Origin of the sequence: Streptomyces sp. NPDC050264 (assembly GCF_040655895.1) — a bacterium.
Classification (GTDB): Bacteria; Actinomycetota; Actinomycetes; order Streptomycetales; family Streptomycetaceae; genus Streptomyces.
Genome location: NZ_JBFAKV010000032.1, coordinates 56,487 through 80,519 on the forward strand (window position 1 = coordinate 56,487; position 24,033 = coordinate 80,519).

The following is a 24,033-nucleotide window of genomic DNA, read 5'->3' on the forward strand; positions in this document are numbered from 1 at the left end:
GCCTCGTCCCGACCGCCCGATCCATCCGACCCGCCCGATCTGTCCGAGGGGACCCCGACCCATGAGCCCACACCACGCGCCTGTCTCCCACGAACAAGCCCTGATGCTGCGGCGCATGAACCAGTCCCCGTACCCCACGGCCTACATCACCGCCGTCCGCATCACCCTGACCGGCCAGGTGGACCCCGCGGCCCTGCACCGGTCCCTCGACGCCCTGGCCGTACGCCACCACGCCCTGCGCACCCGCTTCGTCCCGGCCGCCCCCGCCGGGGAGTGGACCCAGGCCGTCGACGCCCCCCGGCCGGTCCACCACGAGCAGCACGACTTCACCGGCCGCGACCCCGACGACCGGCACCAGGGCATCCGCGCCCTCGTCGACGCGTTCATCGGGCGGCCCTTCGACATCGCCGGCGGCCACCTGCTGCGCACCGCCCTCGTCCGCACCGGCCACGACCGGTGGGAACTGCTCCTCGCCTACCACCACCTGATCGTGGACGGCTGGTCGCTGCGCATCCTCCTGGAGGACCTGTCCGCCCTGTACGGCGCCGAATCGGGCGGCCCCGCCCCGGCCCCGGCCGCCGTGCAGCTCCAGCCCGCCGACCACGCCCGCGCCCAGCGCACCGACACCGCCCCCGAGCGCCACGCCACGGGCCTCGCCCACTGGCTCGACCTGCTGGGCGACCGGCCCCAACTCCTCGGCCTGCCGGCCGACTTCGCCCGCCCGGCGACCTTCATGGGCCGGGGCGCCGACCACGCCTTCTCGCTCGGCCCCGCACTGCACACGGCGGTACGCCGACTCGCCGGACAGTGCGGCGTGACGCCGTTCGTGGTCCTGGCCTCCGCGGTCGGCGCCCTGATGTCACGCCTGACCGGGCAGCACGACATCGTGCTCTCCGTACCGTTCTTCAACCGCACGGCCGCCTACGAACGCGTGGTCACCTGCATGGCGGGACCGCTGTTCCTGCTGTGCGAGATACGGCCCGACGACACGTTCACCGACCTCGTCGAGCGCACCGGCGACCACTTCTTCGACGCCCTGGAGCATCACCACGTCCCGGCGACCGACCTCCTCGACGCCCTGGTCGCCGAGCGCGGGTGGAGCCGCCAGGACCCGCCCACCGTCGCCGTGGCCATGCAGAACTACGGCCTCGACGACGCCCTGAAGATGCCCGGCATCACCGCACGGACCCACCTGGAGTCGCTGCACATCGCCTACACCGACCTGGTGTTCAACATGCTCGACACCGGCGACAGCCTCGACGGCATCGCCATCTACCGCAGCGAGCTCCTGCGCGCCGACACCGTCGCCGGCTGGACCCGGGACCTGGCCGCACTGCTCACGGAGCTGGTCGACGACCCCGCCGCCCCGCTCGCCGCCGCCGGCTCCGTCCGCGGCTGACAGTCCGTTCCCCGGCCCGACAGGGAGAGAGCATGGAGACAGCACGGAACGCCACAGCCGGCCTCGACGGAGCCATCTGCGCCTATGCGACAGGGGAGTTCGAGGACACCACCCCCCTGGCCGAGATCGGGGTGACCTCCCTCGCCGTGCTGCGCGTCGTCATCGACGTACTGCCCGATCCCTCGCTGGAGCTGGACACCGGATCGCTGGCCACGGTACGGACCGTCGGCGACCTGAAGCAGTGGCTGGCCACGCTCCCCGGAGTACGGCCGTGAACCCGACCGCCACCCCGCCGCTCGACGTCGCACAGCCGGTTCTCTCCGAATCCCAGCGCGGCCTCCTCGTCATCGACCGGCTCATCCCCGTGGAGCACCTCTACAACGGCGTCTTCGAAATGGAACTCGCCCCCCACCACACCCCTCAGCAACTGCGCCGCGCCCTGACCGAGGTGGTCACCGTCCAGCCCGCGCTGCGCCAGCGCTTTCGCGTCCTGCCCGAGCCGCACACGTTCCTCGGCGCCCCGCCCGCCCTCGCCGAGCTGCCCTTCGAGGCCATCGCCGACACCGGCGCCCCCGTCCTGAGCGCCACGGCCGCCCGGCTCGGCGGCCAGACCTGGGACATCGAACAGGGCCCGCTGTACCGCTTCGTCCATCTGCGCTCCGCCGAGCGGGCCGTGCTGCTGTTCGTCGTGCACCACCTCGTCTTCGACGCGGTGTCGGTCGGCCCGTTCGTCCGCGATCTGGAGACCGCCCTCGCCGGCGGCTTCACCCCCGCCGCACTGGCGCGGCTGCGCCCGCGCCGCGAGCAGGAACTGGCCCGCGAGTGCACCGCGCAGGCCCGTCTGGCCGCCGAACCCGCGACGGCGGAGCTGGCCCGCACCTGGGCGCGGGAACTGGCCGGCCGGCCCGCGCCGGTCCTGATGCCGCGCCCGGAACGCCCCGCCGAGACCTCCTTCACCGGCCGCCGCGTCGAGTGGCAGCTCGACGCGCCGGAGTCGGCCGCCGCGGCCGCGCTCTGCCGCCGGCTCGGCATCAGCTCCTACGAGTTGTTCCTCGCCGTGTACGGGGCGGTGCTCGCCCGGCACACCGCGGCCGGTCACACGGTGATCGGCAGCCCGTTCATGTCCCGCCGCACCGTCGCCTCCTTCGGCCTGTGCGGCTTCTTCGTCAACACCCTGCCCGTGGCCTTCGACGTGGACTGGCGCCAGTCCTTCGCCGACTACGCACGCGACGTGGTGCGGCCCGCGGCGGGCACCGCCCGCTCCCGTATCGGGGTGGCGTTCAACCAGATCGTCGAGCACGTCCGCCCGGACCGCAGCAACGACCGCAACCCCGTGTTCTCCTGCATGCTCGCCATGCAGGACGAACTGACCCCGGCCCCCGGAGGCGAGGTCACCGCGGTACGCGAACACGGCAACGGCACCGCCAAGTTCGACCTGTGGCTGGGCGTCACGCCCGTCGGCGACCGGTGGCGCCTGGAGCTGGAGTACGACACGGAGCTGCTGCCCGAGTCCGTCGCCCGGGCCGTCGCCGACGGCCTGAGCACGGCCCTGGCCCGGGCCACCGACGACCCCGGGCGCCCTCTCGCGGACCTGTTCGTGGACGCCTCGCTCGCCGCGTCCGCCATCGACGACGGGCACGGCGTCCCGGCCGGCGCGGCCACCCTCATCGGCTGGGTCCGGCGCGCCGCCGCCGAACGCCCGGACGCGGTGGCCCTGTCGGCCGACGCCGGCGACCTCACGTACCGCGAACTGGACCACCGCACCCGCAAGACCGCCGCCGCGCTGCTCCACCACGGCGTGGCACCACGCGACGTCGTCGGTGTCGCGGCGGACGACTTCACCGACACCGTCGTGGTGATCCTCGCGCTCCTGGCCGTCGGCGCCGCCTATCTGCCCTACGACACCGGCCTGCCCGCCGAGCGCATCCGGTACATGCTGCGCCAGGCCGGCAGCACCCTGGCCATCGGCGACCCGATCGACGCGACAGACGACACCGACACCGGTGTGCGGACCCTTACCCCCGCCCAGCTCACGCACACGCGCGTGGACCCCGGCGCACCGGCCGTCCCGCCGACGGATCCGGACGGGGACCGCGCCGTCTACGTGATGTTCTCCTCCGGCTCGACCGGCCGCCCCAAAGGCATAGAGATGACCGAGGGCGCCCTGCTCAACCTCACCGCCTGGCAGATCGATGCCCTGGGCATGGACGGGGACACCCGCTTCCTGCAGTTCGCGCCGCTCGGCTTCGACGTGTCCTTCCAGGAACTGCTGCCCACCCTCGCCGCCGGAGGCACGGCCGTCTCCCGCGAGCCGGCCGACCGCCGCGACCTCCCCGCTCTCGTCCAGCGGCTGGAGCGTTCCCGGGCCACCCACCTGTACCTGCCGGTGGCCGCGCTGCGCCCCTTCGTCCAGGCGGCCGCCGACGCAGGCGCGGCGCTCCCGGCACTGACGCGGGTGTGCGTCTCGGGCGAGCAGCTCATGGTGGACGACGACATCCGCGCGTTCTTCCGCACCCGCCCCCACCTGGAGCTCATCAACCTGTACGGGCCGACCGAGACACACGCCGTCACCACCCACCGCCTCACCGCCGCCACCGACTGGCCCGGCCACGTGCCCATCGGTGTCCCGCTCCGCGGAGTGCGCGCGTACGTCGTCGACACCACCGGCCATCTCGCGCCACCCGGAGTGCCGGGCGAGCTGTACCTCGGCGGCGCCTGCCCGGCCCGCGGCTACCGCAACGCCCCCGGCCTCACCGCACGGGCCTTCCTGCCCGACCCCTACGCGGCCGGCGGCGGCCGGATGTACCGCACCGGCGACCAGGTGCTGCGCGACGCACACGGCACGCTGCTCTTCCTCGGCCGCAACGACGGCCAGGTCAAGATCCGCGGCCACCGCGTCGAGCTCGGCGAGATCGAGACGGTCGCGCACGCCGCCCCCGGCGTCGCCCAGGCCGTCGCCGCCGTCCGCGGCGCCGGCACCGACCGCGCACTCGTCCTCTTCGTCCGCCCCGGCACCACCGGCGACCCGGACACCGCGCACCTGCGCGACCTGCTGACCCGGCGCCTGCCCGGCTACATGGTCCCGCGCTGGATCCTGCCCGTGACCGCCGTCCCGGTCACGGCGAACGGCAAGATCGACCGCGCCGCCCTGCTGCGCGACGCCGAAACGGAACTCACCCGGCGACAGAGCACGGCCGGCCGCGCCCCCGCGACGTACGCGGACGCCCTCGAAGAGGAACTGGCCGCCCTGTGGGCCGAGTTGCTGACCGCCACGGCACCCATACCCCGCGAGGCGTCCCTCCTGGAGCAGGGCGCCCACTCCCTGATGGTGCTCACCGCCCTGTCCCGCCTGCGGCAACGCCACGAGGTCGAGATCCCCTTGCGGAAGTTCTTCCAGCAGCCCACCATCGCTGCGCTCGCCGCCACCGTGCGCGCCGGACGCACGGCCGAGAAAGGAACGGCCCGCAGATGACACGTCCCGCCCTGCGCCCCGGCACCCTGCACCGCGCCTTCGAGGCCACGGCCCGCCGGTATCCCGCGCGCACCGCCGTCACCGCCCCCGACGCGACCCTCACGTACGCCGAACTCGACGCACGCGCCGAACAGTTGGCGTCCGCGCTACGTGCCGGCGGCGCCGCCCCCGGCACGCTCGTAGGCCTGTGCACGGGCCGCGACAGCACCCTGGTGATCGCGCTGCTCGCCATCCTCAAAACGGGCGCCGGCTACGTCCCCCTCGACCCCGCCTATCCGGCCGCACGCATCCAACTGCTGCTTGCGGACACGCGGGTGGCGGTGGTGGTGGCGACCGCGGAGACGGCACGGGTCGTCGAGGGCGCCACCCGCCGCACGGTGCTGGCCGATCGGCCGGCCGCACAAGGCGGCGCCCCGCGGCCTCCCTCGGCTCCGCCGGGAGAGGCCGGCCCCGACGACGTCGCCTACGTCATCCACACCTCCGGCTCCACCGGCGCCCCCAAGGGTGTGCTGGTCGAACACCGCCAGGTGCTGCGTCTCTTCGAGGCCTCGCGGGACCGGTTCCGCTTCGGCCCGCAGGACGTGTGGACGCTGTTCCACTCCATCAGCTTCGACTTCTCGGTCTGGGAGCTGTGGGGGGCCCTCCTGCACGGCGGCCGCCTGGTCGTCGTCCCGTACGACACCGCCCGTTCACCGCAGCGGATGCTCGACCTCCTGCACACGGAACACGTCACGGTCCTCAACCAGACCCCGTCCGCGTTCCGCGGCATCGTCGCCGCCGACACGGCTCGCGCCGACGCCCCGCCCACGGCGCTGCGCACCGTCGTCCTGGGCGGCGAACGCCTCGACACGGCGATGCTGCGCCCCTGGCTGGCACGGCACGGCGACGCGGCTCCCGAACTGGTCAACATGTACGGCATCACGGAGACGACAGTCCACGTGACCCATCGCCGTATCCGCACCGCTGACCTGGCGGCCCCCCAGGTCAGCCCTCTGGGCACACCCCTCGCCGATCTGCGCGTCCGCCTCCTCGACGAGGAGGGCCGCCCGGTCCCCGACGGCACCCCCGGCGAGATATACGTCTGGGGCGCGGGGCTGGCCCGCGGCTACCTGCACCGCCCCGAACTGACCGCGGAGCGCTTCCCGTTCATCGACGGCGAACGCTGGTACCGCTCCGGTGACCGCGCGCTGCGCACCGCCGACGGAGACCTCCACCATCTGGGCCGGGCCGACGACCAGGTGAAGGTACGCGGCTACCGCATCGAGCCCGGCGAGGTCGAGGCCTGTCTGGCGGCCGACCCCGGCATCGCCACCGCCGTCGTCACGGCCCGCGACCACGGCGAGGGCGACGTCCGCCTGACCGCGTACATCCTGCCGACAGGGCACGAACCCACCCCTGGGCTCACCGAACGCCTGGACCGCCTCGCCCGCACCGCGCTCCCCGCCCACCTGCGCCCCTCCGCCTACCGGGTGCTCCGTGACCTCCCCCTCACCCCGCACGGAAAGACCGACCGCCGACGGCTCGACGACTTCGTGAGCACCGCCGCACCGGCCCGGCAGGCACCCCTGCCCGCGGTGCGGCCCACGGCAGAGGGGCTCGAGGCGGCCGTGGACCGCATCGCCCGCGACATCCTCGAATGCCCGGCCATCGACGCGCACACCGACCTGCGCGCCTACGGGGCGACCTCGCTGTCCCTGGTCCGCATAGCGATGCGGATACGCCAGGACCTGGGCGCCGACCTCGCGCTGGCCGAACTCGGCAGCCATGTGACGCTCCGTCAACTCATCGGCCGCACAGCCCTTGTGCGGAACTGAGCCGGCCATGACGACAACACCCCTGCGCGTACACACGACCGTCCGGGCAGCCGACGGCGCCCCGTTGGAGGCCTGCACAGCGGGCGACCCCCGCCACCCCGCCGTCGTCATCGCCCCCGCCTGCGGCATGCCCGTCGCGCTGTCCGGCCCGTGGATCAGCGCCCTCGCCGCACACTTCTACGTCATCACCTGGGAGACCCGTGGTCTCTCGGCCGCCGACACCCTCACCCCCGGCCAGTTCGACACACTCGGCGACGACGCCACCACCCAGGCGGACGACCTGCTCAGGGTCCTCGACCACTTCGCGGTGGAGCGGGCCCACGCGGCGGGCTTCTGCGGGGGCGCGACCACAGCCCTCCAGGCGGCGGCGGCACAGCCGGACAGACTCTCCTCGCTCAGCCTGTGGCACGGTGACTTCCGCTTCCCCGCCGAGGACACCACCGCCCATCAGCGCAACCTCGACGCCATCCTCGCCATGGCCGCCCAGAGCCGTGCCACGGCACGAGAACTGCTCACCATGCTCCGGCAGTTGATCTCCTCGCAGGCCCCGCCGCACCTGGCCGAGCACCTGTTGCACCCGTACGCGACCCCGGAACGCTTCTACCGCTACAGCAGGCTCAACACGGCCCTCACCGCCACCGACCTGGCGCCCCTGCTGCCGCACGTCACCGCCCCCGCGCTGGTGGTCACCGCGACGACCGACACGACCACCCACCCCGCCGGCTCCCGCGCGGCGGCCCGTCTGCTCCCGGCGGCCCGGCTCGCGGAGGCCGCCGAGGGTGCCCATCTGGACACCTTCGAAGCCACCCCGCCCCACCGGGCCCTGCTGGCCGCCTTCCTGGCCGCTCACGAGAGGGCCCGCTGAGGGTCAGCGCGCGGCGGTGTCGTACGAACGCACTCCGGAGAGGATGATGCGCAGGATCTCGCGCAGCTCGACATGGAGCGAGGGGCTCGACTGGGGGCTCTGCGACCAGCGGTACAGCACGCCGAGGTAGGAGTCCCGCAGGATGTTGCCCACGCGCAGGGGATCGATGTCGACAGCGATGTCGCCGCGCCGGCGCCCGGCCTCGATGATGGCCGCGAACACCTGTCCTGCCTGTTGCTCCTCCACCAGAGGGCGTCCGGCCTTCACCCAGGCGTGCAGCATGGTCGCGGTGGTGCTGCGGTCCTTCTCGTTGAACTCGGCGAGTGCCGCCACGCATCGTTCCAGCAGGACGGTCACGTCGTCGTCGCGTGACGTCATCGTCTCCTTCATGAACTGTTCCAGCTGTTGCCTGCGCTGGTCCGACCAGGCCGTGATGAGGTCGTCCTTGCGCTGGAAGTAGTTGAAGAACGTCGCGCGGGACACGTCGGCCCGGTCGGTGATCTGCTCGATCGTGGTGCGGTCGTAGCCCTGCTCGACGAATAGGGACAGTGCCGACGAGTAGAGGCTCTCCCTGACGCGTTGCTTGCTGCGCTCGCGTCGCCCCATGGGGCGGCTGGTCTCGGACACCATCGGCTCCGACCTCTCTGTCCTGGTGAGCTCGTGATGGAACTTATACTAGAGTACAAACATAGCTTGCAGTCCTACTCGGGCCGCGGCGCGACAGAGACGTCGGGGGCCACCGAGTGCGCCGCGCGCCCCGGTGGCCCCCATGTTCTGTGCGGGTGGGTTCAGTTCAGTGGGCCGGAGCGCACAGCGAACGGACGATGTCCTCGACGCATTCCGCACCGAGGAGCCGCTTCACCGGCACATCGACGCCGAGCGTCGAGGAGAGCCGGACGCGCAGCTCGGCGGCGAGCAGCGAGTCCAGCCCCAGTGCCCGAAGCGGCCGACGGGTGTCCAGCCGCGTGACGGAAACGCCCAGAACGACAGCGAACTGCAGCAGGACGTCCCCGGGACCCGACGCGGCCGGCGCGCCGGCGGAAGGAGCGGGGGCGGGGGCATGGCCGACCGGGGTCCCGGCGGTCCGCTGCGCGGGAATCCGGGCAGCCGCACGGTGTTGACGGCGGCGCAGCCTCACCGTGCGGAACTCCGCCAGTACACGCCCGTCGGGGGCGCTGAGCACGACATCGCACGCGGCATCGGCCCCCTCGGCCCCCGGGGTGAAGCGCACGAGACTCCAGTGCTCGCCGCACAGCCCCTCCTGGTCGACGACGCGGGCGCGGCCGATCGACACGGGCACGAAGGCGACCGTCGCCTCATCGTCCTGCGGCCACGCCCCCGTCATGGTGAGCAGCGCCGCTTCGAGGCCGGCCGTCGTGCCGCCCGCCGCCGGCTGTACGCGGGCCACGGCCTCGCCGTTCCTGCGCCAGAGGCGGTCGACCGTGCGCAGCGCGTCGCCGATGTGGTAGCCGCGCGCCGCGGCCCGGCGATAGAACTCGGCGCCGGGGACGTACTCGGCGCATCGTGTCAGGACGGCGTCGACGTCTTCGGCGCCGGGGGCCGGCTCTGCCGCGCCCAGGGTGCGGAAGGACCCCACGAGACAGAGAACCTCGTTGTCCTCGCCCGGCGTGGTCACGCTCACGCTCACGCAGTGCACCTCCGCCTGTGCGGTCGGCTCGAAGCTGATGCGCACGACCGCATCGCGGGCCCGGGCCAATTCCAGTGGAGAAGAGCAGAGTTCGATGTTCTCCAGGACGCCCGCACCGCAGCCCGGGACGCCGAGGGCGGTGTCGAGAACGGCCTTGACGTACAGCACGGGCGGCACGGGGGTGCGGTGGTGGGCGCTCACCCCGTCGCCGAGCCCGTCGAGCCCCAGCGACCGCATGGGGTACTCCCGGACATGCGCCGGATCCTGCTGTGCGGGGAGTTTCGGGGCGGCTGCTTCGTGGTGGTAGCGGTCGGTGTCCCAGGCATAGGTCGGCAGCGGTACATGCGGTGCGGTGCCCGCATAGCGGCGGCTCCAGTCGATGGGGCCGCCGTGGGCGAAGATCTGTCCCAGCACGCGGGCGACGTTGCCGGCCTCGCTCTGGTGGCGCCGCAGCAAGGGGAGCGCCGCGCCGGGGGCCTTCAGGCCGTCCAAGGTGCTGGACACCGCCGCGGTCAGGACGGGGTGGGGGCTGATCTCGACGAACAGCGTCCGTCCGTCGGCGGCGAGTGCGCGCACCGACTCGACGAAACGGACACGCTCACGGAGATTGTCCATCCAGTAGGCGGCGTCGAGTTCGGCATCGCGCACCCAGCCGCAGCGCGCCGAGGAGAACATCTTCGTCGTGGGCGCCGTGGGCGCGAGATCGGCGAGGGCCGCCAGCAGATCGGGCCGCAGCGCGTCCATGCCGGGGGAGTGGGACGCCACGTTGACCTTCACCGGGCGGCTGGCCACGCCTGCCGCGTCCAGCCGTTCGGCCAGCTGCCCCAGCGCCTCCTCGTCCCCGGCGAGGACGGTGACGCGGGGGGCGTTCTCCGCGGCGACGCAGACCGTCGCGGCGTGCACAGCCAGGGCCGAACGGGCGTCCTCGGCGCTCAGCTCGGCGGACAGCATCGCGCCCTGCCCGGACAACCGCTGCATCAGCGTGCTGCGACGGCAGATCACCTTCGCCGCGTCCCGCAGCGACAGCGCACCGCAGACGTACGCCGCCGCGGCCTCGCCCATGCTGTGCCCGAGGCACAGGTCGGGCTGCACCCCGTTCTCGCGCAGCAACGCGGCCAGGGCGACCTCGATGGCCCACAACAGCGGCTGGATCACGGCCACGTCGGACGGCAGCTCCTCGCGGTCGTCGCGGAGGACGTCGACGATCGACCAGTCCAGTTCCGTGCGTATCGCCTCGTCGCACGCGAGGAGTGCCGCGCGGAACGCGGGCGCGGTGTCGAACAGTTCGCGGCCCATGCCCAGCCACTGCGATCCCTGGCCGGGGAAGACGAACGCGGTGGTGGCCGCGGTGCGCACGGCGGTGTCGGCCAGCGCGCCGTCGGGGGTTTCCCCGCCCCGGGCCAGGGTGCGCAGCGTGGCGGCGAGTTCGTCGTGGGAGCGGCCCACGGCCCAGAGCCGGTAGGGGAGCGCGTCGCGGCGGACCGCCGCTGCATGGCACACGTCGCGCAGGGCGTGGGCGCGGCCGGTGCCTCCGGGGGCCAGGTGGCTCGCGTACCGCTCGGCGAGCAGCCGCAGTGCGCGCAGGCTGCGTGCGCTGAGGACGAGCAGTTCGGGTTGATCGCCGTCCGGGGGAGAGGCCGCGGGTTCCGTGACGGGTACGGCGTGGAACTCCCCCACGACGGCATGGGCGTTGGTCCCCGAGATCCCGAACGAACTGACGCCCAGGAGTGCCTGTTCCGCGGCGGGCTCCAGGGCGACGTTGTGGGCCACGCCCCTGACCGGGTCGGCGTCGGCCAGGAGGGGGTGGGGGTCGCGCAGGTGCAGTGAGGCGGGGATGACGCGATGCCTGGCGATCAGTACCGCCTTGATCAGCCCGGCGATGCCGGCGGCCGCCTCGGCATGGCCGATGTTCGTCTTGACCGAGCCGACCGGCAGGGGCCGCGCACAGGGCGCCTCCGCTCTCAACGCCTCGGCGATCGCCCGCAGTTCGACTCCGTCGCCGACCCGGGTGCCGGTGCCGTGGGCCTCCAGATAGTCCAGGTCCGCGGGGGTGATGCCGGCGCTGCGGCACGCGGCGCGCACCATCTCGACCTGCCCGGCGACCGCGGGCTGGAGGAGCAGGCCGCTGCCGGCGCCGTCGTTGGTGACCGCCGTGCCGCGCAGCACGGCCAGCACCCTGTCCCCGTCGCGCAGCGCGTCCGGCAGCCGCTTCAGGAGGACCGCGCCCACACCTTCGCTGCGGACGAAGCCGTCGGCGGAGGTGTCACCGAATTTGCAGCGGCCGTCGGGCGAGAGCATGCCGCCCTGGGAGTAGGCGATGGCATCGTGCGGTGAGAGCACCGCATTGACCCCGGCGGCGACCGCGAGGTCGCTCTCCCCCGTCAACAGGCTCTGCCGCGCCATGTGCACCGCCACCAGGGACGACGAGCAGGCGGTGTCCACGACCAGGCTCGGTCCGCGGGTGTCCAGGGCGAAGGAGATCTGTCCCGCCGTGACGGTGCGCAGTCTGCTGCCGGTGATGCTGTGGACGTTTTGCGAGGCGGCCGGGTCGGCCACGTCCGCGTACTCCGCGGTCGCCTGTCCCACGAAGACACCGGTGCTGCTCCCCGCGAGTGAGGACGGCAGAATGCCCGCGTCTTCGAGCGCCTCCCAGACGACGTGCAGCAGGACACGCTGCTGGGGGTCCATGCCGCGGGCGTGGCGCGGGGCGATGCCGAAGAAGCCGGCGTCGAACTCGTACAGGTCGTCGAGGAATCCGCCGTGCCGGGACACGGTTCTGCCGGGGGCCGGCTCCGTCGCGTAGTGGAGCGATACGTCGAAGCGGTCGTCCGGGACCGTGGTCACGGCGTCGACGTTGTCGTGCAGCAGACGCCAGAACTCCTGGACTCCGGATGCGCCGGGGAACCTGCAGCCCATGCCGACGATGGCGATGTCACGTTGGCGAGGGGAGCTCTTCTGCGGCCCCCGTTGTGTGTAGCTCATGGGGCAAAAATACACACCAGGTCAATCTTTGACTTGTGAGTTTCGATTTCATCGCCGGTCAACATTGCGGCCACGGGCATTCTTCCTGAGGTGAAGACTCCCTGGTCAGGCAGTTGTTGAAGATTGGATCGCCCGGCCGGGAGGGGGCGATGGCCACTTGATGGCCTCGCGTCTATAGTTAGACCCAAGTTCAGAGATTGGTGCGGTGTCGCCGTCGAACGGGAGATAGCTGATGATCGCCAAGGTGCTCGGCCCCTTGCGGGTGACGATGAACGGAGAGTCGGTCGTACCGACGGCGCTGAAAGCGAAGAAGCTTCTCGCCGTACTCATCCTGAACCACGGCAGAGTCGTCCAGCGGGCCACCATCGAGCGCGAACTGTGGGGCTCCGACGTCCCGATGAGCGCCTCGACCGGCATCCAGAACAGTGTGATGCAGATCCGCAAGGGCATCGCTCTGCGGCGTGACGCGCGCGATGTCCGGCTGCCCAAGGACGTGGTGATCACCGAACCCACGGGGTACCGCCTGGAGACCGGGGGCGAGCAGTTCGATCTGACCTACCACCGCGGGCTGGTCGCCGAGGCCCGCGAGGCCGTCGCCGAGGGCGATCTGCCCCTGGCCTCGGCGCAGTTGAACAGCGCTCTGAAACTGTGGCGCGATGCTCCCCTGGCGGATGTGACGCCCGGGCCCGTCCTGCAGGCTCACGTACGGCAGCTGGAGGAGGAACGCAGGTCCGTACTCAACCGGCGAGTCGCCGTCGACCTGCGCCTGGGCCGCTACTGCGAGGTCATCGGCGAACTGCACGCCCTTGCCGCGCTCAACCCGTACGACGAGTCCCTGCACGAGTACTTGATGCTGGCGCTCCATCTGTCGGGACGCCGCAACGACGCCCTCGCCGTCTACCGCGATCTGCGCCTGGTCATGGCCGAGGGCACGGGTCTCGAGCCCTCACCGCAGATGCGCGATCTGCAGCAGTGCGTGCTCAACGGGGGCGGCGCGCCGGACGAGCACCTGGTGCGGCGCCTGCTGTGGCCCGCGGACGGACAGGGGCTGCGGAGCCGGCGGCCGGCGTTCGTGTAGAGCGGGCGGCGGCGAGGGCGGTGCGGAGTTCCGCGCGCACGGCCTCCCCGCCGTAGGGCGTGAAGGGAAGGAAGTGACCGCCCTCCGTGAGGTGTGACCGGAACTGTCCGGAGGTGAACTGCCGCCAGCCCGGCAGGAGTTCGGGCGCGACCAGGTGATCCGAGCGGCCCGCCACCGCGGTCAGCGGAACGGACAGACAAAGGGCCTCCACCGCGGCAGAGAGCCCGTACGCCAGCCGGAGATCGTGGGCGAGGACCCGCTGGGCGGCCGTGAGCGCCCCGTTGTCCAGCGCGTCACCGGGCAGCCGGTGCGCGGCGAACACCGCGGCCAGCTCGCGCGAGGACGCCGCACGGCCGCCGCCCGGCCGCGCCGTGCGACCGGGCGGCGAACAGCTGGCCACCAGCCCGTGGCACCGTCCGGGGGTCTCGTGCGCGCTCGCGACCGCCAGCAGCGCGCCCATGCTGTGCCCGTAGAAGACACTCGGCAGGGGCTCCAGCACGGCGAGTTCCCCGGCGATCTCCCCGACCGCCTCCCGCACCGAAGTGCGGGGCGGCAGCCCGGAGCGGTGCTCGCGCCCGGGCAGGGTGACCCCGATGACCTCCACATCGCCCGGCAACTCGGCGACCAGGCCCGTGTAGCGGCGCGGCGCTCCGCCGGCGTGCGGGAAGACGACCAGGCGCCTTGCGCGCCGCACGGCGGGGCGCAGGACGGCCGTCCAACGAGCGGCAGAGTGCATGGCGAGTACTCCCGGGAGGTCGAGTGGCGACGAGGGACGACAAGAAACGACAGGAGACGGCGGGAAACGGCGGGAAACGGCGTAGACGGTCAGTGCCCCATGCCGAGACCCCCGCTCACCGGGATGACGGCCCCGGTGATGTAACTGGCCTCCGGGGCGGCCAGAAAACGGATGGTCTCCACGACTTCCGCGACCGTGCCGGGGCGGCCCATCGGAGTCATCCGCATGACGTCCTCCATCCGCCGCTGCGACAGCTCCGCGGTCATGTCGGTGGAGATGATGCCGGGCGCCACGACATTGACGGTGATGCCCCTGTCACCCAGCTCCCAGACCAGGGAACGCGCCAGACCGAGCAACGCGGCCTTGGACGCCGCGTAGTTGGTCTGCCCCGGCGCTCCCAGGAAGCCGAGCACCGACGACAGCAGGATCACCCGGCCGCGCCGTTCCCGCAGCATGCTGCGGGCCGCGGCCCGCACCGCGGTGAACGCACCGGTGAGATTGGTGTTCAGCACGTCGGCGAACTGCGCGTCGGTCATCCGCAGCAGCGGTGTGTCCCGGGTGATCCCCGCGTTGGCGATCAGCACCTCGACCGGCCCGTGGGCCTCCTCCGCCGTGCGCAGCGCGCTCTCCAGCCCGGCCGGGTCGGTGACGTCGGCCTTGATGCCGAGCAGGCCCTCGGGCGTCCCGCCCGAACGGTGGCACACGGCGACTCTGTCGCCCTGCGCCGCGAAGGCCTGGGCCACGGCCAGGCCTATGCCCCGGCTGCCGCCGGTGACGAAGACCGAGCGGTCCATGGTGTTCTCCCTTCCAGAGGTGCCTCGTGGAGCACCGTCGGTCATGCCGTGGTGAAGACCAGAGCGGCGTTGTGGCCGCCGAACCCCAGGGACGTGCTGAGGGCCACGTCCACCCGCCCCTCGCGTGGCTCGCCACTGATGAGGTCCAGCTCCAGGCCGGGATCGGGATTCTTGAGATTCGCGACGGGCGGCATCACGCCGTGCTGGACGGCCAGTACCGCGTACGCCGCCTCGATCGCTCCGGCGGCGGCCAGCGTGTGCCCCGTGACGCCCTTGGTGGAGGTCACCGCCGCTGCGCCGCCCAGCACGCGGTGCAGCATGCGGCCCTCGATGATGTCGTTCATGGGGGTCGCCGTGCCGTGCGCGTTGACATGGTCGACGTCGCCCGCCGCGACCCCGGCGTCGGCCAGTGCCGCGCGGACGGCCCGCTCGATGCCCTGCCCCTCGGGATGCGGAGCCGTGGCGTGGTGGGCGTCGGACGACGCCCCGCATCCGCTGAGCAGGGCGCGGATCGTCGCGCCGCGTGAAGTCGCGTCGGCCGTACGCTCCAGCACCAGTACCCCGGCGCCCTCGGCGGCGACGAAACCGTCGCGTTCCGCGTCGAAGGGCTTGCTCGCGTGTTCCGGCGCACCGTGAGATTTCGACAACGCGCCCATCTTGGCGAGGCCGGACATCACCGTCGGGGTCAGCGCCGATTCGGTGGCCCCGGCGAGCACGATGTCGCACGTGCCCGACCGGAGCAGGTCCCGCGCCGTGGTGAGGGCCGTCGCGCCCGAGGCACAGGCCGTCGCCACGACCAGACCGGGCCCGCGGACCCCCAGGTCGATCGCCAGATACCCCGCGGCCATGTTCGGCATGTACCGCGTGACGAGCAGCGGGGACACCTTGGAGGGGCCCCGCTCCCGCAGCGCGTCGTGCTGCTGCTCGAAGGTCGCCGCGCCGCCGAGCGAATTGCCCAGGACGACGCCGACCCGGGTGCCGTCCCAGGCCTTCGGGTCCCATCCGGCGTCCCGGACCGCCATCCGGGCGGCCACGAGGGCGAGTTGCACGAACCGCTCCAACTGCCAGGCGGGAAAGCCGTCCAGCAGCTGCTCGGGGTCGAATCCCGGGACCCGGCAGCTGAGTTCCACCGGCATCCCGCGCAGTGCTTCGTCCGGGGTGGCACAGGAACGTCCCGACAACACGCGCCGCCAGTTCTCCTCCACCCCGACCCCGGCCGGCGTGACCAGTCCGAGCCCGGTGACCGCGATGTCGCCGACGCGGGTCATCGCAGCACCGCTCCCTTGGCGTGGAGCAGCTCGGCCAGCTCTCCGACGGTCTGGTGCTCGGTGAGCTCGCCGTCGGCTATCTCCACATCGAACTCCTTGTCCAGGACCAGGCCGAGTTCGATCAGAACGAGGGAGTCGAAGGAGAGCTTGCCGAGCGTCGCGGACGGCTCGATGGTGTCGGCCTTGACCTTGAACTGGTCGGACAGAAGGACGGAGACGCGCTGAGTGATGTCCTGCATGGTGATGGCTCCCATCGTGAGGAAAAGAGAAACGGGACAAGACGGCAGAGGGGAAGAGGCGGGGGCGGCGCACACGACCTGTGCGATGGGGTCCCCGCACAGGGGCGATTCAGGAGCCGGGGGCGTGGTCCGGCCCGACAGCGGGCACGTCCGGCCACACCAGGGCGACCGAGCCCCAGGTGAGGCCGCCGCCGAAGCCGCCGAGCACGACGCGCTGGCCGGGCCTGACGTCCCCGGCCGCACAGGCGTCGGCCAGGGCCAGCGGGATGGAGGCGGCGACGGTGTTGCCGACCCGGTCGATGTTCGAGGGGAAACGGTCGGCGGGCAGGTCGATCTGATCGGCGACGGCCGCCAGGATGCGCGCGTTCGCCTGGTGCAGCACCACCCGGTCCACGTCCTCGGTGTCCCAGCCGGCCAGTCGCGCGGTCGAGCGGACGGACGCCGCCATGTTCCGGACGGCCTGGGAGAACACCGCTCGGCCGGCCATCGTGAAGTAGGTGTCGGCCTCCTCGGCCGGCAGACCGGTGGAGCGTTGCCGCGAGCCACCCGCCCGGACCTCGATGAGGTCGCGGCGGCTGCCGTCACTGCCCAGGTGCAGCCCCATGAGCGCCCCCGGCTCTGCCGCCGACCCGGCCCGCAGGTACACCGCGCCCGCGCCGTCGCCGAAGATCGCCCTGGTCGTGCGGTCGCCGGGGGCGAGGATCGTCGAGAACGTGTCCGCCCCGATGACCAGTGCGGACTGCGCGAATCCGGAGGCGATCAGCCCCGCCGCGGTCCCCAGCGCGTAGACGAATCCCGTGCAGACGGCCGCGATGTCGAAGGCGGCCGCACCGGTCAGGCCCAGCCGGTCGGCCACGTCCGGAGCGGTCGCGGGACACGGGTGATCGGGGGTGCTGGTAGCCACCACGACGACGTCCGCCGAGCTCGCTCCCGCCGACTTCAGGGCCCGCTTCCCCGCCTCGACGGCAAGGTCGCCGGTGGCCTCGCCCGGAGCGATGACGTGCCGTCGGCGGATGCCGGTGCGGCTGCGTATCCACTCGTCGGACGTGTCGAGCCGGCCGGCGAGCTCCTCGTTGGTGAGCACCGTGGGCGGGACCCAGGCGCCGAGGCCGGTGACCACCGCGGCCCGTCCGATGTCGTTCATCGGGACGTCCCCGGCCCGGCCGGCTGTCGCGTCCTGGACGACGTGTGCGTTGCCATGGTGATGTTGTTCCTCCCGGTCCGTGTCGGAGCGCCTACGCTGGCAACTGCGCCTCCGGTCCAGCTCATTGATGTCCCACGTGACGCTCACCGGCTCCGTGAGTCCGACGTGAGCGGCAAGGGAGAGCCGACCGCGAGCATCGATGCCGTACACGAACGGAACCGATGCGAGGAGAACTGTGCGGCAGCGCAAGATCGGCACGGACGGGCCGCTGGTATCGGCACTCGGCCTGGGATGCATGGGAATGTCGGAGTTCTACGGCCCGAGCGACGAGGCCCAGAGCCTGCGGACGCTGCAGGCCGCTCTCGACGCCGGCCTGACGTTCCTCGACACCGCCGACATGTACGGCAAGGGGCACAACGAGGAACTGGTCGGCCGGGCCATCGCCGGGCGCCGCGACGAGGTGTTCCTGGCGACCAAGTTCGGCATCAAGCGGGACGACAGCGATCCCCGGCAGGGCCGGATGGTCGACTCCAGCCCCGAGCACTGCCGAGCCGCCGTCGACGCCTCGCTGCGGCGGCTCGGGGTCGACCACATCGACCTCTACTACCTGCACCGGCGCAGCCCCGACATTCCCATCGAGGAGACCGTCGGCGCGATGGCCGAACTGGTCCGCGCCGGCAAGGTGCGGCACCTGGGCCTGTCCGAGGTGACGGCGCAGACCCTGCGCAGCGCACACGCCGTGCACCCCATCGCCGCCCTGCAGACGGAATACTCACTGTGGACCCGCGACGTGGAGGACGAAGTCCTGCCGGTGGCAAGGGAGTTGGGGACGACGCTCGTCGCCTACTCGCCCATCGGCCGAGGCTTCCTCACCGGACGGATCACCCGGCCCGCGGACCTCGACCCCTCCGACTTCCGCCACTCCCACCCGCGTTTCCAGCAGGAGCACCTGCAGCACAACGTACGCATCGTGGAGCGCCTCAAAGAACTGGCCGGCCGCTACGGGTGCAGCCCGGTGCAGCTGGCCCTCGCCTGGCTGCTGGCCCAGGGCGAGGACATCATCCCCATCCCGGGCACGCGCCGCGTCGCGTACCTGCGCGAGAACCTCGCGGCGGCCGACCTCGCCCTCACGGCCGACCAAGTGGCCGCCGTGTCCGCGGCGGTACCGCGCGCGGAGGTGTCCGGCCCACGGTACGACCCGGCCGGCATGGCGACCGTCGGCCTCTGATCCACCGCACCCCCGCACTTCACGAACAAAGGAACAGCCATGACCGAAACGCTCAAGCAGCTCAAGCTCGCCGCCGTCAACATCGACGGCGTCCTGCTCAACGACACCTTCAGCCCCGTCATCCACAACTTCATCGTCAGCCGTGGCGGTGAGTACACCGCCGACGTGGAGCGCAGCATCTTCTCCCAGCCGCAACTCGTCGGCGGCCAGGGCATGGCCAACGCCGCACGCGTCCCGTGGACCGCGCAGGAGGCCATCGACGTCTACTTCCAGGAGCGCGAGGAGTACACCCGCGAGCACCCGGTCGAACTCCTCGACGGAGCCGTGGAACTCCTGCGCAGGCTGCGCGCGCTCGGCCTGAAGACCGTCAGCTACGGAGGCCTCGACAAGGCCCACTTCGATACCTACCTGGGCGAGCACGCCGACCTCTTCGACGAGCCGGGATACGTGTGCACCAACGACTTCCGGCCGGGCCTGCGCGAGATCACCACCGACGTCTTCGGCCTGCGGCACGACGAGGTCCTCTTCATCGACGACGTCGCACGCGTCGCCGAGGTCGCCAAGGGCCTCGACATCCCGTTCATCGGCCACCCCAGCTCCTACGAGCACAGCTTCCAGCCGCAGCTCATGCGCGAGGCCGGAGCACGCCACATCGTCGACTCCCTCAAGGCCATCGACGAGGACCTGCTGCGCACCCTCGACGCCGAGGCCGCCGCCCACACCGTCTGGCGCGCCTGAGCCGGCACCCGCCCCGACCGCCCCCGCACCAGGAGGACCCCATGGAAGCCGCCGCATCGTCCGCGGTCCCCGAGCCCGGCCACCGGCCGGGCACCGTACTCCTCGACTTCGACGGCGTACTCAGCCTCAACGCCTCCGGCCTCCTGCTGCGGGCGCTGCACGAAGGCATCAACCGGCACACCGATCTGCCGGAACAGGCCACATCCCTGCAGTTCAAAGCCATCTCCACCTTTCCGCAGAAGGACAGCCTGCGGGTCCTGTTCGCAGGCCTCGGCATCGAGCAGCACCTCAACGCCGAAATAGACGCGCTGCGCTCGTGCCTGAGCGTCCAGGGAACCCGCATGACCCTGGGCGAGGGAGTGGAGGCCTTCTGCGCCGAGCAACGCGCCCGCGGCATACGCCTGCGCGTCTTCTCCACGATGGACGAGCGCACGGCCCGACGCTCGCTTCTGCAGGGCCTGTTCACCGCACAGGACTACGTGCCGCTCGCTCACGCCTCGAAGGCCGACCCCGACACCTACACCGCGCTGCTCACGGCCGAGAACGAGAACGCCCCCGAGCAGTGGCTGCTCGTGGACGACTCGCCACTGGCGCTGCGCGCCGCCAAGATCGCTGGGCTGCGCACCGTTCTGATGCGGGGCGAGGTGTTCACCGACTGGGACGTCGCACCGTTCGCCTCGTTCATCGATGCCCAGGTCAGCTCCTTCGCCGAGCTGAGCCACGTGCTGGACCGCGACGACACGTCCCGCCCCGGCACCGCCAGGACCGTGGCCTGACACCTCCCCCCCGTCGGGCCCGCCCGCTCACCGGCCCCTGAATCCGGACGGAAACCTCCATGCCCCACTCTCCCGCGGACACCGCTACAGACCTCGCCCCACCCCCGCAGCACCCGCCCGTACCCGCTCCCGGCCGCCGTGCCGAGGCCGGCTCCACCCGCGTACTGGTGGCCGTCGCCCTGGCCGCGGTCATGCTGCCCATCTCGGTCACCGGCCCCGGCGTCGCCCTCGCCGACATGTCCGGAGCGCTGCACGCCTCCGCCGCCTCCACCCAATGGGTGCTCAACGCCTACAACGTGGCCTTCACCGCGTTCATGCTCGCCGCCGGATCCGCCGCCGACCTCTTCGGCCGGCGCCGCCTGTTCCTCTCCGGCACCTGCGTCTTCGCCCTCGCCTCCCTGGTCGCGGGCACCGCCCCCGTCATCGCGCTGGTGGACGTCGCACGCTTCGTCCAGGGCATGGGCGCCGCCGCCGTACTCACCAGCGGCTCCTCCCTGCTGGCCCACCGGTTCAGCGGCGCCGCGCGCGCCCGCGCCTTCGGCATCTTCGGCGCCGCGATCGGGTTCGGGCTCGCCATGGGCCCGTTCGTCTCCGGACTCCTGGTGGCCGCCGCGTCCTGGCACGCCGTCTTCCTCGTCAACGTCGTACTCGGCGCCGTCGTCCTCGTCCTGGGCCGCGCCCTGCCCGAATCGCGCAACCCCGAAGCACGAAGCATCGACAAGCTCGGCGTCCTCACCTTCACCCTCGCCCTCATGCTGCTCGCCCTCGGCTTCGTCGAAGGCCCGGCACAGGGCTGGACCGGCCCGGCCACACTCGGTTCCTTCGCCGGCGCCGCCGTCTTCCTCGCCGCGTTCGTGCTCGTGGAACTGCGCAGCGCCGAGCCGATGTTCGACCTCAGCCTCCTGCGCCGGCCCACGTTCGTCGCGATCATCTGGCAGCCCGTCAGCATCGTCTTCGCCTTCGCCGCCCTGCTCGTCTACCTGCCGCCCTACTTCCAGGGCGCAGGCGGCGTGGGATCGACCGTGTCCGGCGCGATGCTCCTGCCGCTCACCCTGCCGGTATTCGTCCTCCCGCTGTTCTCCGGCGTGCTCGTCCGGTACGTCTCCGTACGCATGCTGCTCGCGGTCGGTCCCGCGGTGCTGGCCGTCGCGTTGCTCCTCATGACGTTCACGGATCCGGTGGAGCACCGCACCGGCATGTTCGCCACGCTGCTGCTGGCCGGCATCGGTATCGGACTGGCCTTCGGAGTCATGGACAACGCCGCGGTCAGTGTGGTGCCGCCCGAGCGCGCGGGCATGGCCTCGGGCATGTTCAACACGCTGCGCGTGGCGGGCGAGACCATCGGCGTGGCCTGCGTGGCCGGGCTCCTGCTCACCGGGACCCGCGGCGAACTCGACGCACACGGCGTCGCGAATGGCGGCACGCTCGCCGACGACGTGGTCCAAGGGCGCCTCGGTTCGGTACGCGAGAACGGCGGTGACGATCTCGTCCAGCGCGCGGTGCAGGGACTGGAGCACGGCTGGCACGTGGTGTACGTCGTCCTCGCATGCGTGGCGCTCGCCGGCGCCATCGCCGTCTTCACCCTGGTCCGCGACCGTGACCTGGCCCCCGCGCACGCCGAGTGAGACCGGTGCCGCCGGCACCCGGAACGTGCCCGCAGTGCCCCACCTCGAAGGGTGGGGCGCTGCGGGCACCGCGCGTTCGGCCCTCACCTGCCCGCCGGGCGCCCCGCAGCGCTCAGCCCTGCCGGAGTGCCCCGAACCTCGCCTCCGCCACGACGCTGCCCTCCTGCTCGAACCGCACCGCCACCTCGACGGCCCTGCCGGAAGGATGCGCCGCGTCCTCGGGGCGGTGCGCAACGACCGTCACCGGCCGGTCCAGCTCCGTGTACGCGCGGAAAGAGGCGGAGAAGCCGGTGATGGTCCATCGGTTGGCGGGGACGTCCAGGAACTCCTCGGCGGCCAGCAGCGCCGCCTGCCGGCCCGCCTCCATCAGCACCATGCCCGGCAGATGATCCTGGGCGTGGTCGAAGAGGCTGGGATGCTCACCGGCCACCCGCAACCGCGCGCGCAGCCGGTCGTCCTGCACAGCCGGATCCAGCAGCACCACGTTCTCGGCGCGCCGACGCCCCACACGCTCGGGGGCGACAAGCCCCGGCGCGTCTGCGGCCCGGTAGTCGTCCGACGTGGGCAGCACCGTGCCCGCACGCCCTCGCAGCATCCGGTACACCTCTGTGCTCACGTATTTGACCCGCATGGACACCTCACCCATGTACGCCCCCGACAAGGACAGCCGCATGCGGTAGGCCATCCCCCGAAGGGTCGTTCCCGTCAGGTGAGGCCGCAGAGTCTCCACCTCGATGACGAGGTTCGAAGGACCGGGCCCGGACGCCGGTTCCGCGAGCCCGGGCAGGTCGGCACTCCACGACTCCAGGACGAACCTGGTCGTGGCATCCGCACCGAAATGCGCGTGCACCGCATGGGTCTCGGCCTGCCGGCAGCACTCCAGCAACAGCAGCGGATCCACTGCCTGCGGGGTCGTGTGATCGGTGAAGTAGGCATGGGAAGGCGGCAGTTGGGCGCCCGCCAGATAGGACACGTCGTCGAGCGGGCGGCTGTCGGTCAGGAACACCTCGGACAGGGCACTGCGGTGCACCAACGTGCGCGGCACGGTCTGTTCGAAAGCGAGGACCGGCACAGCGGGGTCGTCCACCACCGGTTCCAGGGCCACGTTCATCTGTCTGCCTTTCCACGAAGCGGTCAGCGAACTCTCACCCTGAGCGCGTCCGCTCACCCGCGGCTCACGACCTCGTCACGCGCCGACCTGCTCCCGCGCCGGGAAAAGGGCACGAGGCCCTGCGCATACATCAGCGACGCGATGACCAGAACGCACCCGGCCCCCTGCGACCAGTTCAGAGGCTGCGCGCCCGTGGCGGCAGCGAAGAGCGCCGCCGCCACGGGGACGGCGAGCATCCACAGCATCACGCTCGCCGACCCGGCCCGGGACACCGCCTGGTACCACACCACGAGACCTCCGACCGTCACCAACAACACCGAATGGCCGAGCGAGACCCAGCTCAACGTATGCCGGACGGCCCCGTGCACGGTCCACCCGGCGATACAGGCCGACGGCAGCAGCACCGCTCCACCGATGGCAGCGGTCCAGGCGGTCACCCGCAGCGGACTGTGCTGCTCCAGCAGAGGGCGAGCGATCACCGGATACGGGCCTCACAGAACGGCGGCGAGCAGTGCGCACGCGTTTCCCGACCACACGTTGCCCCCTCGGTGAACCCCGCCGCCCGTCTGACCGAGCACCACGAGCACCACACCGCCGAAGGCGACCAGACCGGCCGTCACCGGGAGCGTCCCCTGCTCACCGGCGAGACGCGAGAACAGCGCGGCGAAGAACCGGAGCGAGGAGCAGGATGATGGCTCTTTTTCCGGACTCGCTTATTCCGGGTGCGTCTCCGGTCCGCACGGGCGGACCATGGGCCCATCCACCAATCGATCATGGAGGCGTACATTCATGAGACCGACGCGTGCCGTCCTGCTCGCCGTTGCCAGTGGCCTGGCCTCGTCCCTCCTCTTCACCGCCCCGGCCCTCGCCAGCGGTTCGACAGTACCGTCGACCACCACCGTGGCGGCCGCGTCCGACACACCGGTGGACGCGATGTCGGAGGATGAACTGCGTGCCGCCATCGCCGCCATCCTGGCGGACGAGGGCAGCGGCCGGGGAGTCGTCCGAGAGGCCGGTGAGGCACTCAACGGCACCGTGGACGACATGCGGGCCTTCTTGAAGACCGGCTATCGGCTGGCCCAGGCCGAGGACGACCAGGTCGCCATCGCCCGCATC

At 72.0% G+C, this 24,033-nt stretch carries 21 protein-coding genes; 12 read left to right on the top strand and 9 right to left on the bottom strand.

The window, feature by feature from the left end:
* The first annotated feature begins 61 nt into the window (after positions 1–61).
* The 5 genes from AB0J02_RS38405 to AB0J02_RS38425 are packed head-to-tail and all read left to right on the top strand — an operon-like array spanning position 62 to position 7,550.
* Positions 62–1,399, top strand: coding sequence for a condensation domain-containing protein (locus AB0J02_RS38405; protein ID WP_363198522.1), 1,338 nt, complete (start codon positions 62–64; stop codon positions 1,397–1,399).
* Between the two features lie 32 nt (positions 1,400–1,431).
* The gene (locus AB0J02_RS38410) at positions 1,432–1,674 is read left to right on the top strand and encodes a hypothetical protein (protein ID WP_363198523.1); all 243 of its coding nucleotides are present in this window, start codon (positions 1,432–1,434) and stop codon (positions 1,672–1,674) included.
* Entirely contained in the window at positions 1,671–4,871 is a 3,201-nt protein-coding gene (locus tag AB0J02_RS38415) for an amino acid adenylation domain-containing protein (protein ID WP_363198524.1), read from the top strand. The genes AB0J02_RS38410 and AB0J02_RS38415 overlap by 4 nt, the downstream gene beginning before the upstream one ends.
* Positions 4,868–6,685 carry an amino acid adenylation domain-containing protein gene (locus tag AB0J02_RS38420; RefSeq protein WP_363198525.1) on the top strand — a complete coding sequence of 606 codons (1,818 nt, stop codon included), beginning with the start codon at positions 4,868–4,870 and terminating at the stop codon, positions 6,683–6,685. Before AB0J02_RS38415 ends, AB0J02_RS38420 begins: the two co-directional genes overlap by 4 nt.
* Before the next feature lie 7 nt (positions 6,686–6,692).
* Positions 6,693–7,550, top strand: coding sequence for an alpha/beta hydrolase (locus AB0J02_RS38425; protein ID WP_363198526.1), 858 nt, complete (start codon positions 6,693–6,695; stop codon positions 7,548–7,550).
* Between the two features lie 3 nt (positions 7,551–7,553).
* Here the strand turns inward: AB0J02_RS38425 and AB0J02_RS38430 are convergent, their stop codons facing one another.
* Positions 7,554–8,180, bottom strand: coding sequence for a TetR/AcrR family transcriptional regulator (locus AB0J02_RS38430; protein ID WP_363198527.1), 627 nt, complete (start codon positions 8,178–8,180; stop codon positions 7,554–7,556).
* Between the two features lie 163 nt (positions 8,181–8,343).
* Complete coding sequence (locus AB0J02_RS38435) at positions 8,344–12,180, bottom strand: beta-ketoacyl synthase N-terminal-like domain-containing protein (RefSeq protein WP_363198528.1); 3,837 nt, start codon at positions 12,178–12,180, stop codon at positions 8,344–8,346.
* 232 nt (positions 12,181–12,412) lie between these two features.
* On the opposite strand from AB0J02_RS38435, the gene AB0J02_RS38440 reads away from it, so the two are divergent.
* Positions 12,413–13,258 carry a BTAD domain-containing putative transcriptional regulator gene (locus tag AB0J02_RS38440; RefSeq protein WP_363198529.1) on the top strand — a complete coding sequence of 282 codons (846 nt, stop codon included), beginning with the start codon at positions 12,413–12,415 and terminating at the stop codon, positions 13,256–13,258.
* On the opposite strand, the gene AB0J02_RS38445 is transcribed toward AB0J02_RS38440, so the two are convergent.
* From AB0J02_RS38445 to AB0J02_RS38465, 5 genes are all read right to left on the bottom strand, one after another.
* Positions 13,161–13,994 (bottom strand): thioesterase domain-containing protein, encoded by an 834-nt coding sequence (locus AB0J02_RS38445; protein WP_363198530.1) that lies wholly within the window; start codon positions 13,992–13,994, stop codon positions 13,161–13,163. The two genes, AB0J02_RS38440 and AB0J02_RS38445, sit on opposite strands and share 98 nt — an antisense overlap.
* An 89-nt stretch (positions 13,995–14,083) precedes the next feature.
* The gene (gene fabG, locus AB0J02_RS38450; protein WP_363198531.1) at positions 14,084–14,788 is read right to left on the bottom strand and encodes a 3-oxoacyl-ACP reductase FabG; all 705 of its coding nucleotides are present in this window, start codon (positions 14,786–14,788) and stop codon (positions 14,084–14,086) included.
* Between the two features lie 41 nt (positions 14,789–14,829).
* Positions 14,830–16,056: a beta-ketoacyl-[acyl-carrier-protein] synthase family protein gene (locus AB0J02_RS38455; RefSeq protein ID WP_363198532.1), complete on the bottom strand. Its 1,227-nt coding sequence runs from the start codon at positions 16,054–16,056 to the stop codon at positions 14,830–14,832.
* On the bottom strand, positions 16,053–16,295 hold the full coding sequence (locus AB0J02_RS38460) for a phosphopantetheine-binding protein (RefSeq protein WP_363198533.1): 243 nt from the start codon (positions 16,293–16,295) through the stop codon (positions 16,053–16,055). Before AB0J02_RS38460 ends, AB0J02_RS38455 begins: the two co-directional genes overlap by 4 nt.
* A 109-nt stretch (positions 16,296–16,404) precedes the next feature.
* Positions 16,405–17,439, bottom strand: coding sequence for a beta-ketoacyl-ACP synthase III (locus AB0J02_RS38465; RefSeq protein WP_363198534.1), 1,035 nt, complete (start codon positions 17,437–17,439; stop codon positions 16,405–16,407).
* Between the two features lie 235 nt (positions 17,440–17,674).
* Between AB0J02_RS38465 and AB0J02_RS38470 the strand changes: the two genes are divergently transcribed.
* Genes AB0J02_RS38470 through AB0J02_RS38485 form a run of 4 tightly spaced genes read left to right on the top strand, consistent with a single transcriptional unit; the run spans position 17,675 to position 21,806 of the window.
* Complete coding sequence (locus AB0J02_RS38470; protein ID WP_363198535.1) at positions 17,675–18,667, top strand: aldo/keto reductase; 993 nt, start codon at positions 17,675–17,677, stop codon at positions 18,665–18,667.
* 39 nt (positions 18,668–18,706) lie between these two features.
* Positions 18,707–19,405 (top strand): HAD family phosphatase, encoded by a 699-nt coding sequence (locus AB0J02_RS38475; protein WP_363198536.1) that lies wholly within the window; start codon positions 18,707–18,709, stop codon positions 19,403–19,405.
* A 41-nt stretch (positions 19,406–19,446) separates the two neighbouring features.
* Positions 19,447–20,181 carry an HAD-IA family hydrolase gene (locus AB0J02_RS38480; RefSeq protein WP_363198537.1) on the top strand — a complete coding sequence of 245 codons (735 nt, stop codon included), beginning with the start codon at positions 19,447–19,449 and terminating at the stop codon, positions 20,179–20,181.
* 59 nt (positions 20,182–20,240) lie between these two features.
* Positions 20,241–21,806 carry an MFS transporter gene (locus tag AB0J02_RS38485; RefSeq protein ID WP_363198538.1) on the top strand — a complete coding sequence of 522 codons (1,566 nt, stop codon included), beginning with the start codon at positions 20,241–20,243 and terminating at the stop codon, positions 21,804–21,806.
* A gap of 112 nt (positions 21,807–21,918) precedes the next feature.
* Here AB0J02_RS38485 and AB0J02_RS38490 read toward each other — a convergent pair whose 3' ends face one another.
* Together AB0J02_RS38490 and AB0J02_RS38495 are read right to left on the bottom strand one after the other, a co-directional pair.
* The gene (locus AB0J02_RS38490) at positions 21,919–22,917 is read right to left on the bottom strand and encodes a ScbA/BarX family gamma-butyrolactone biosynthesis protein (protein ID WP_363198539.1); all 999 of its coding nucleotides are present in this window, start codon (positions 22,915–22,917) and stop codon (positions 21,919–21,921) included.
* 53 nt (positions 22,918–22,970) lie between these two features.
* Positions 22,971–23,396, bottom strand: coding sequence for an EamA family transporter (locus tag AB0J02_RS38495; protein ID WP_363198540.1), 426 nt, complete (start codon positions 23,394–23,396; stop codon positions 22,971–22,973).
* Between the two features lie 69 nt (positions 23,397–23,465).
* Here AB0J02_RS38495 and AB0J02_RS38500 point away from each other — a divergent pair, with 69 nt between their 5' ends.
* Positions 23,466–23,609, top strand: a complete 144-nt coding sequence (locus AB0J02_RS38500; RefSeq protein ID WP_363198541.1) for a hypothetical protein — start codon at positions 23,466–23,468, stop codon at positions 23,607–23,609.
* A gap of 97 nt (positions 23,610–23,706) precedes the next feature.
* The coding region (locus tag AB0J02_RS38505; protein WP_363198542.1) for an ALF repeat-containing protein at positions 23,707–24,033 on the top strand (327 nt) is incomplete at its 3' end.

What these genes read in the sequence shown, in the direction of transcription:
- AB0J02_RS38465 (WP_363198534.1), bottom strand. Translation starts at nt 17,439, where the DNA reads ATGAACGACATCGGACGGGCCGCGGTGGTCACCGGCCTCGGCGCCTGG.
- AB0J02_RS38405 (WP_363198522.1), top strand. Translation starts at nt 62, where the DNA reads ATGAGCCCACACCACGCGCCTGTCTCCCACGAACAAGCCCTGATGCTG.
- fabG (WP_363198531.1), bottom strand. Translation starts at nt 14,788, where the DNA reads ATGGACCGCTCGGTCTTCGTCACCGGCGGCAGCCGGGGCATAGGCCTG.
- AB0J02_RS38485 (WP_363198538.1), top strand. Translation starts at nt 20,241, where the DNA reads ATGCCCCACTCTCCCGCGGACACCGCTACAGACCTCGCCCCACCCCCG.
- AB0J02_RS38440 (WP_363198529.1), top strand. Translation starts at nt 12,413, where the DNA reads ATGATCGCCAAGGTGCTCGGCCCCTTGCGGGTGACGATGAACGGAGAG.
- AB0J02_RS38480 (WP_363198537.1), top strand. Translation starts at nt 19,447, where the DNA reads ATGGAAGCCGCCGCATCGTCCGCGGTCCCCGAGCCCGGCCACCGGCCG.
- AB0J02_RS38460 (WP_363198533.1), bottom strand. Translation starts at nt 16,295, where the DNA reads ATGCAGGACATCACTCAGCGCGTCTCCGTCCTTCTGTCCGACCAGTTC.
- AB0J02_RS38435 (WP_363198528.1), bottom strand. Translation starts at nt 12,180, where the DNA reads ATGAGCTACACACAACGGGGGCCGCAGAAGAGCTCCCCTCGCCAACGT.
- AB0J02_RS38430 (WP_363198527.1), bottom strand. Translation starts at nt 8,180, where the DNA reads ATGGTGTCCGAGACCAGCCGCCCCATGGGGCGACGCGAGCGCAGCAAG.
- AB0J02_RS38455 (WP_363198532.1), bottom strand. Translation starts at nt 16,056, where the DNA reads ATGACCCGCGTCGGCGACATCGCGGTCACCGGGCTCGGACTGGTCACG.
- AB0J02_RS38490 (WP_363198539.1), bottom strand. Translation starts at nt 22,917, where the DNA reads ATGAACGTGGCCCTGGAACCGGTGGTGGACGACCCCGCTGTGCCGGTC.
- AB0J02_RS38420 (WP_363198525.1), top strand. Translation starts at nt 4,868, where the DNA reads ATGACACGTCCCGCCCTGCGCCCCGGCACCCTGCACCGCGCCTTCGAG.
- AB0J02_RS38410 (WP_363198523.1), top strand. Translation starts at nt 1,432, where the DNA reads ATGGAGACAGCACGGAACGCCACAGCCGGCCTCGACGGAGCCATCTGC.
- AB0J02_RS38425 (WP_363198526.1), top strand. Translation starts at nt 6,693, where the DNA reads ATGACGACAACACCCCTGCGCGTACACACGACCGTCCGGGCAGCCGAC.
- AB0J02_RS38475 (WP_363198536.1), top strand. Translation starts at nt 18,707, where the DNA reads ATGACCGAAACGCTCAAGCAGCTCAAGCTCGCCGCCGTCAACATCGAC.
- AB0J02_RS38445 (WP_363198530.1), bottom strand. Translation starts at nt 13,994, where the DNA reads ATGCACTCTGCCGCTCGTTGGACGGCCGTCCTGCGCCCCGCCGTGCGG.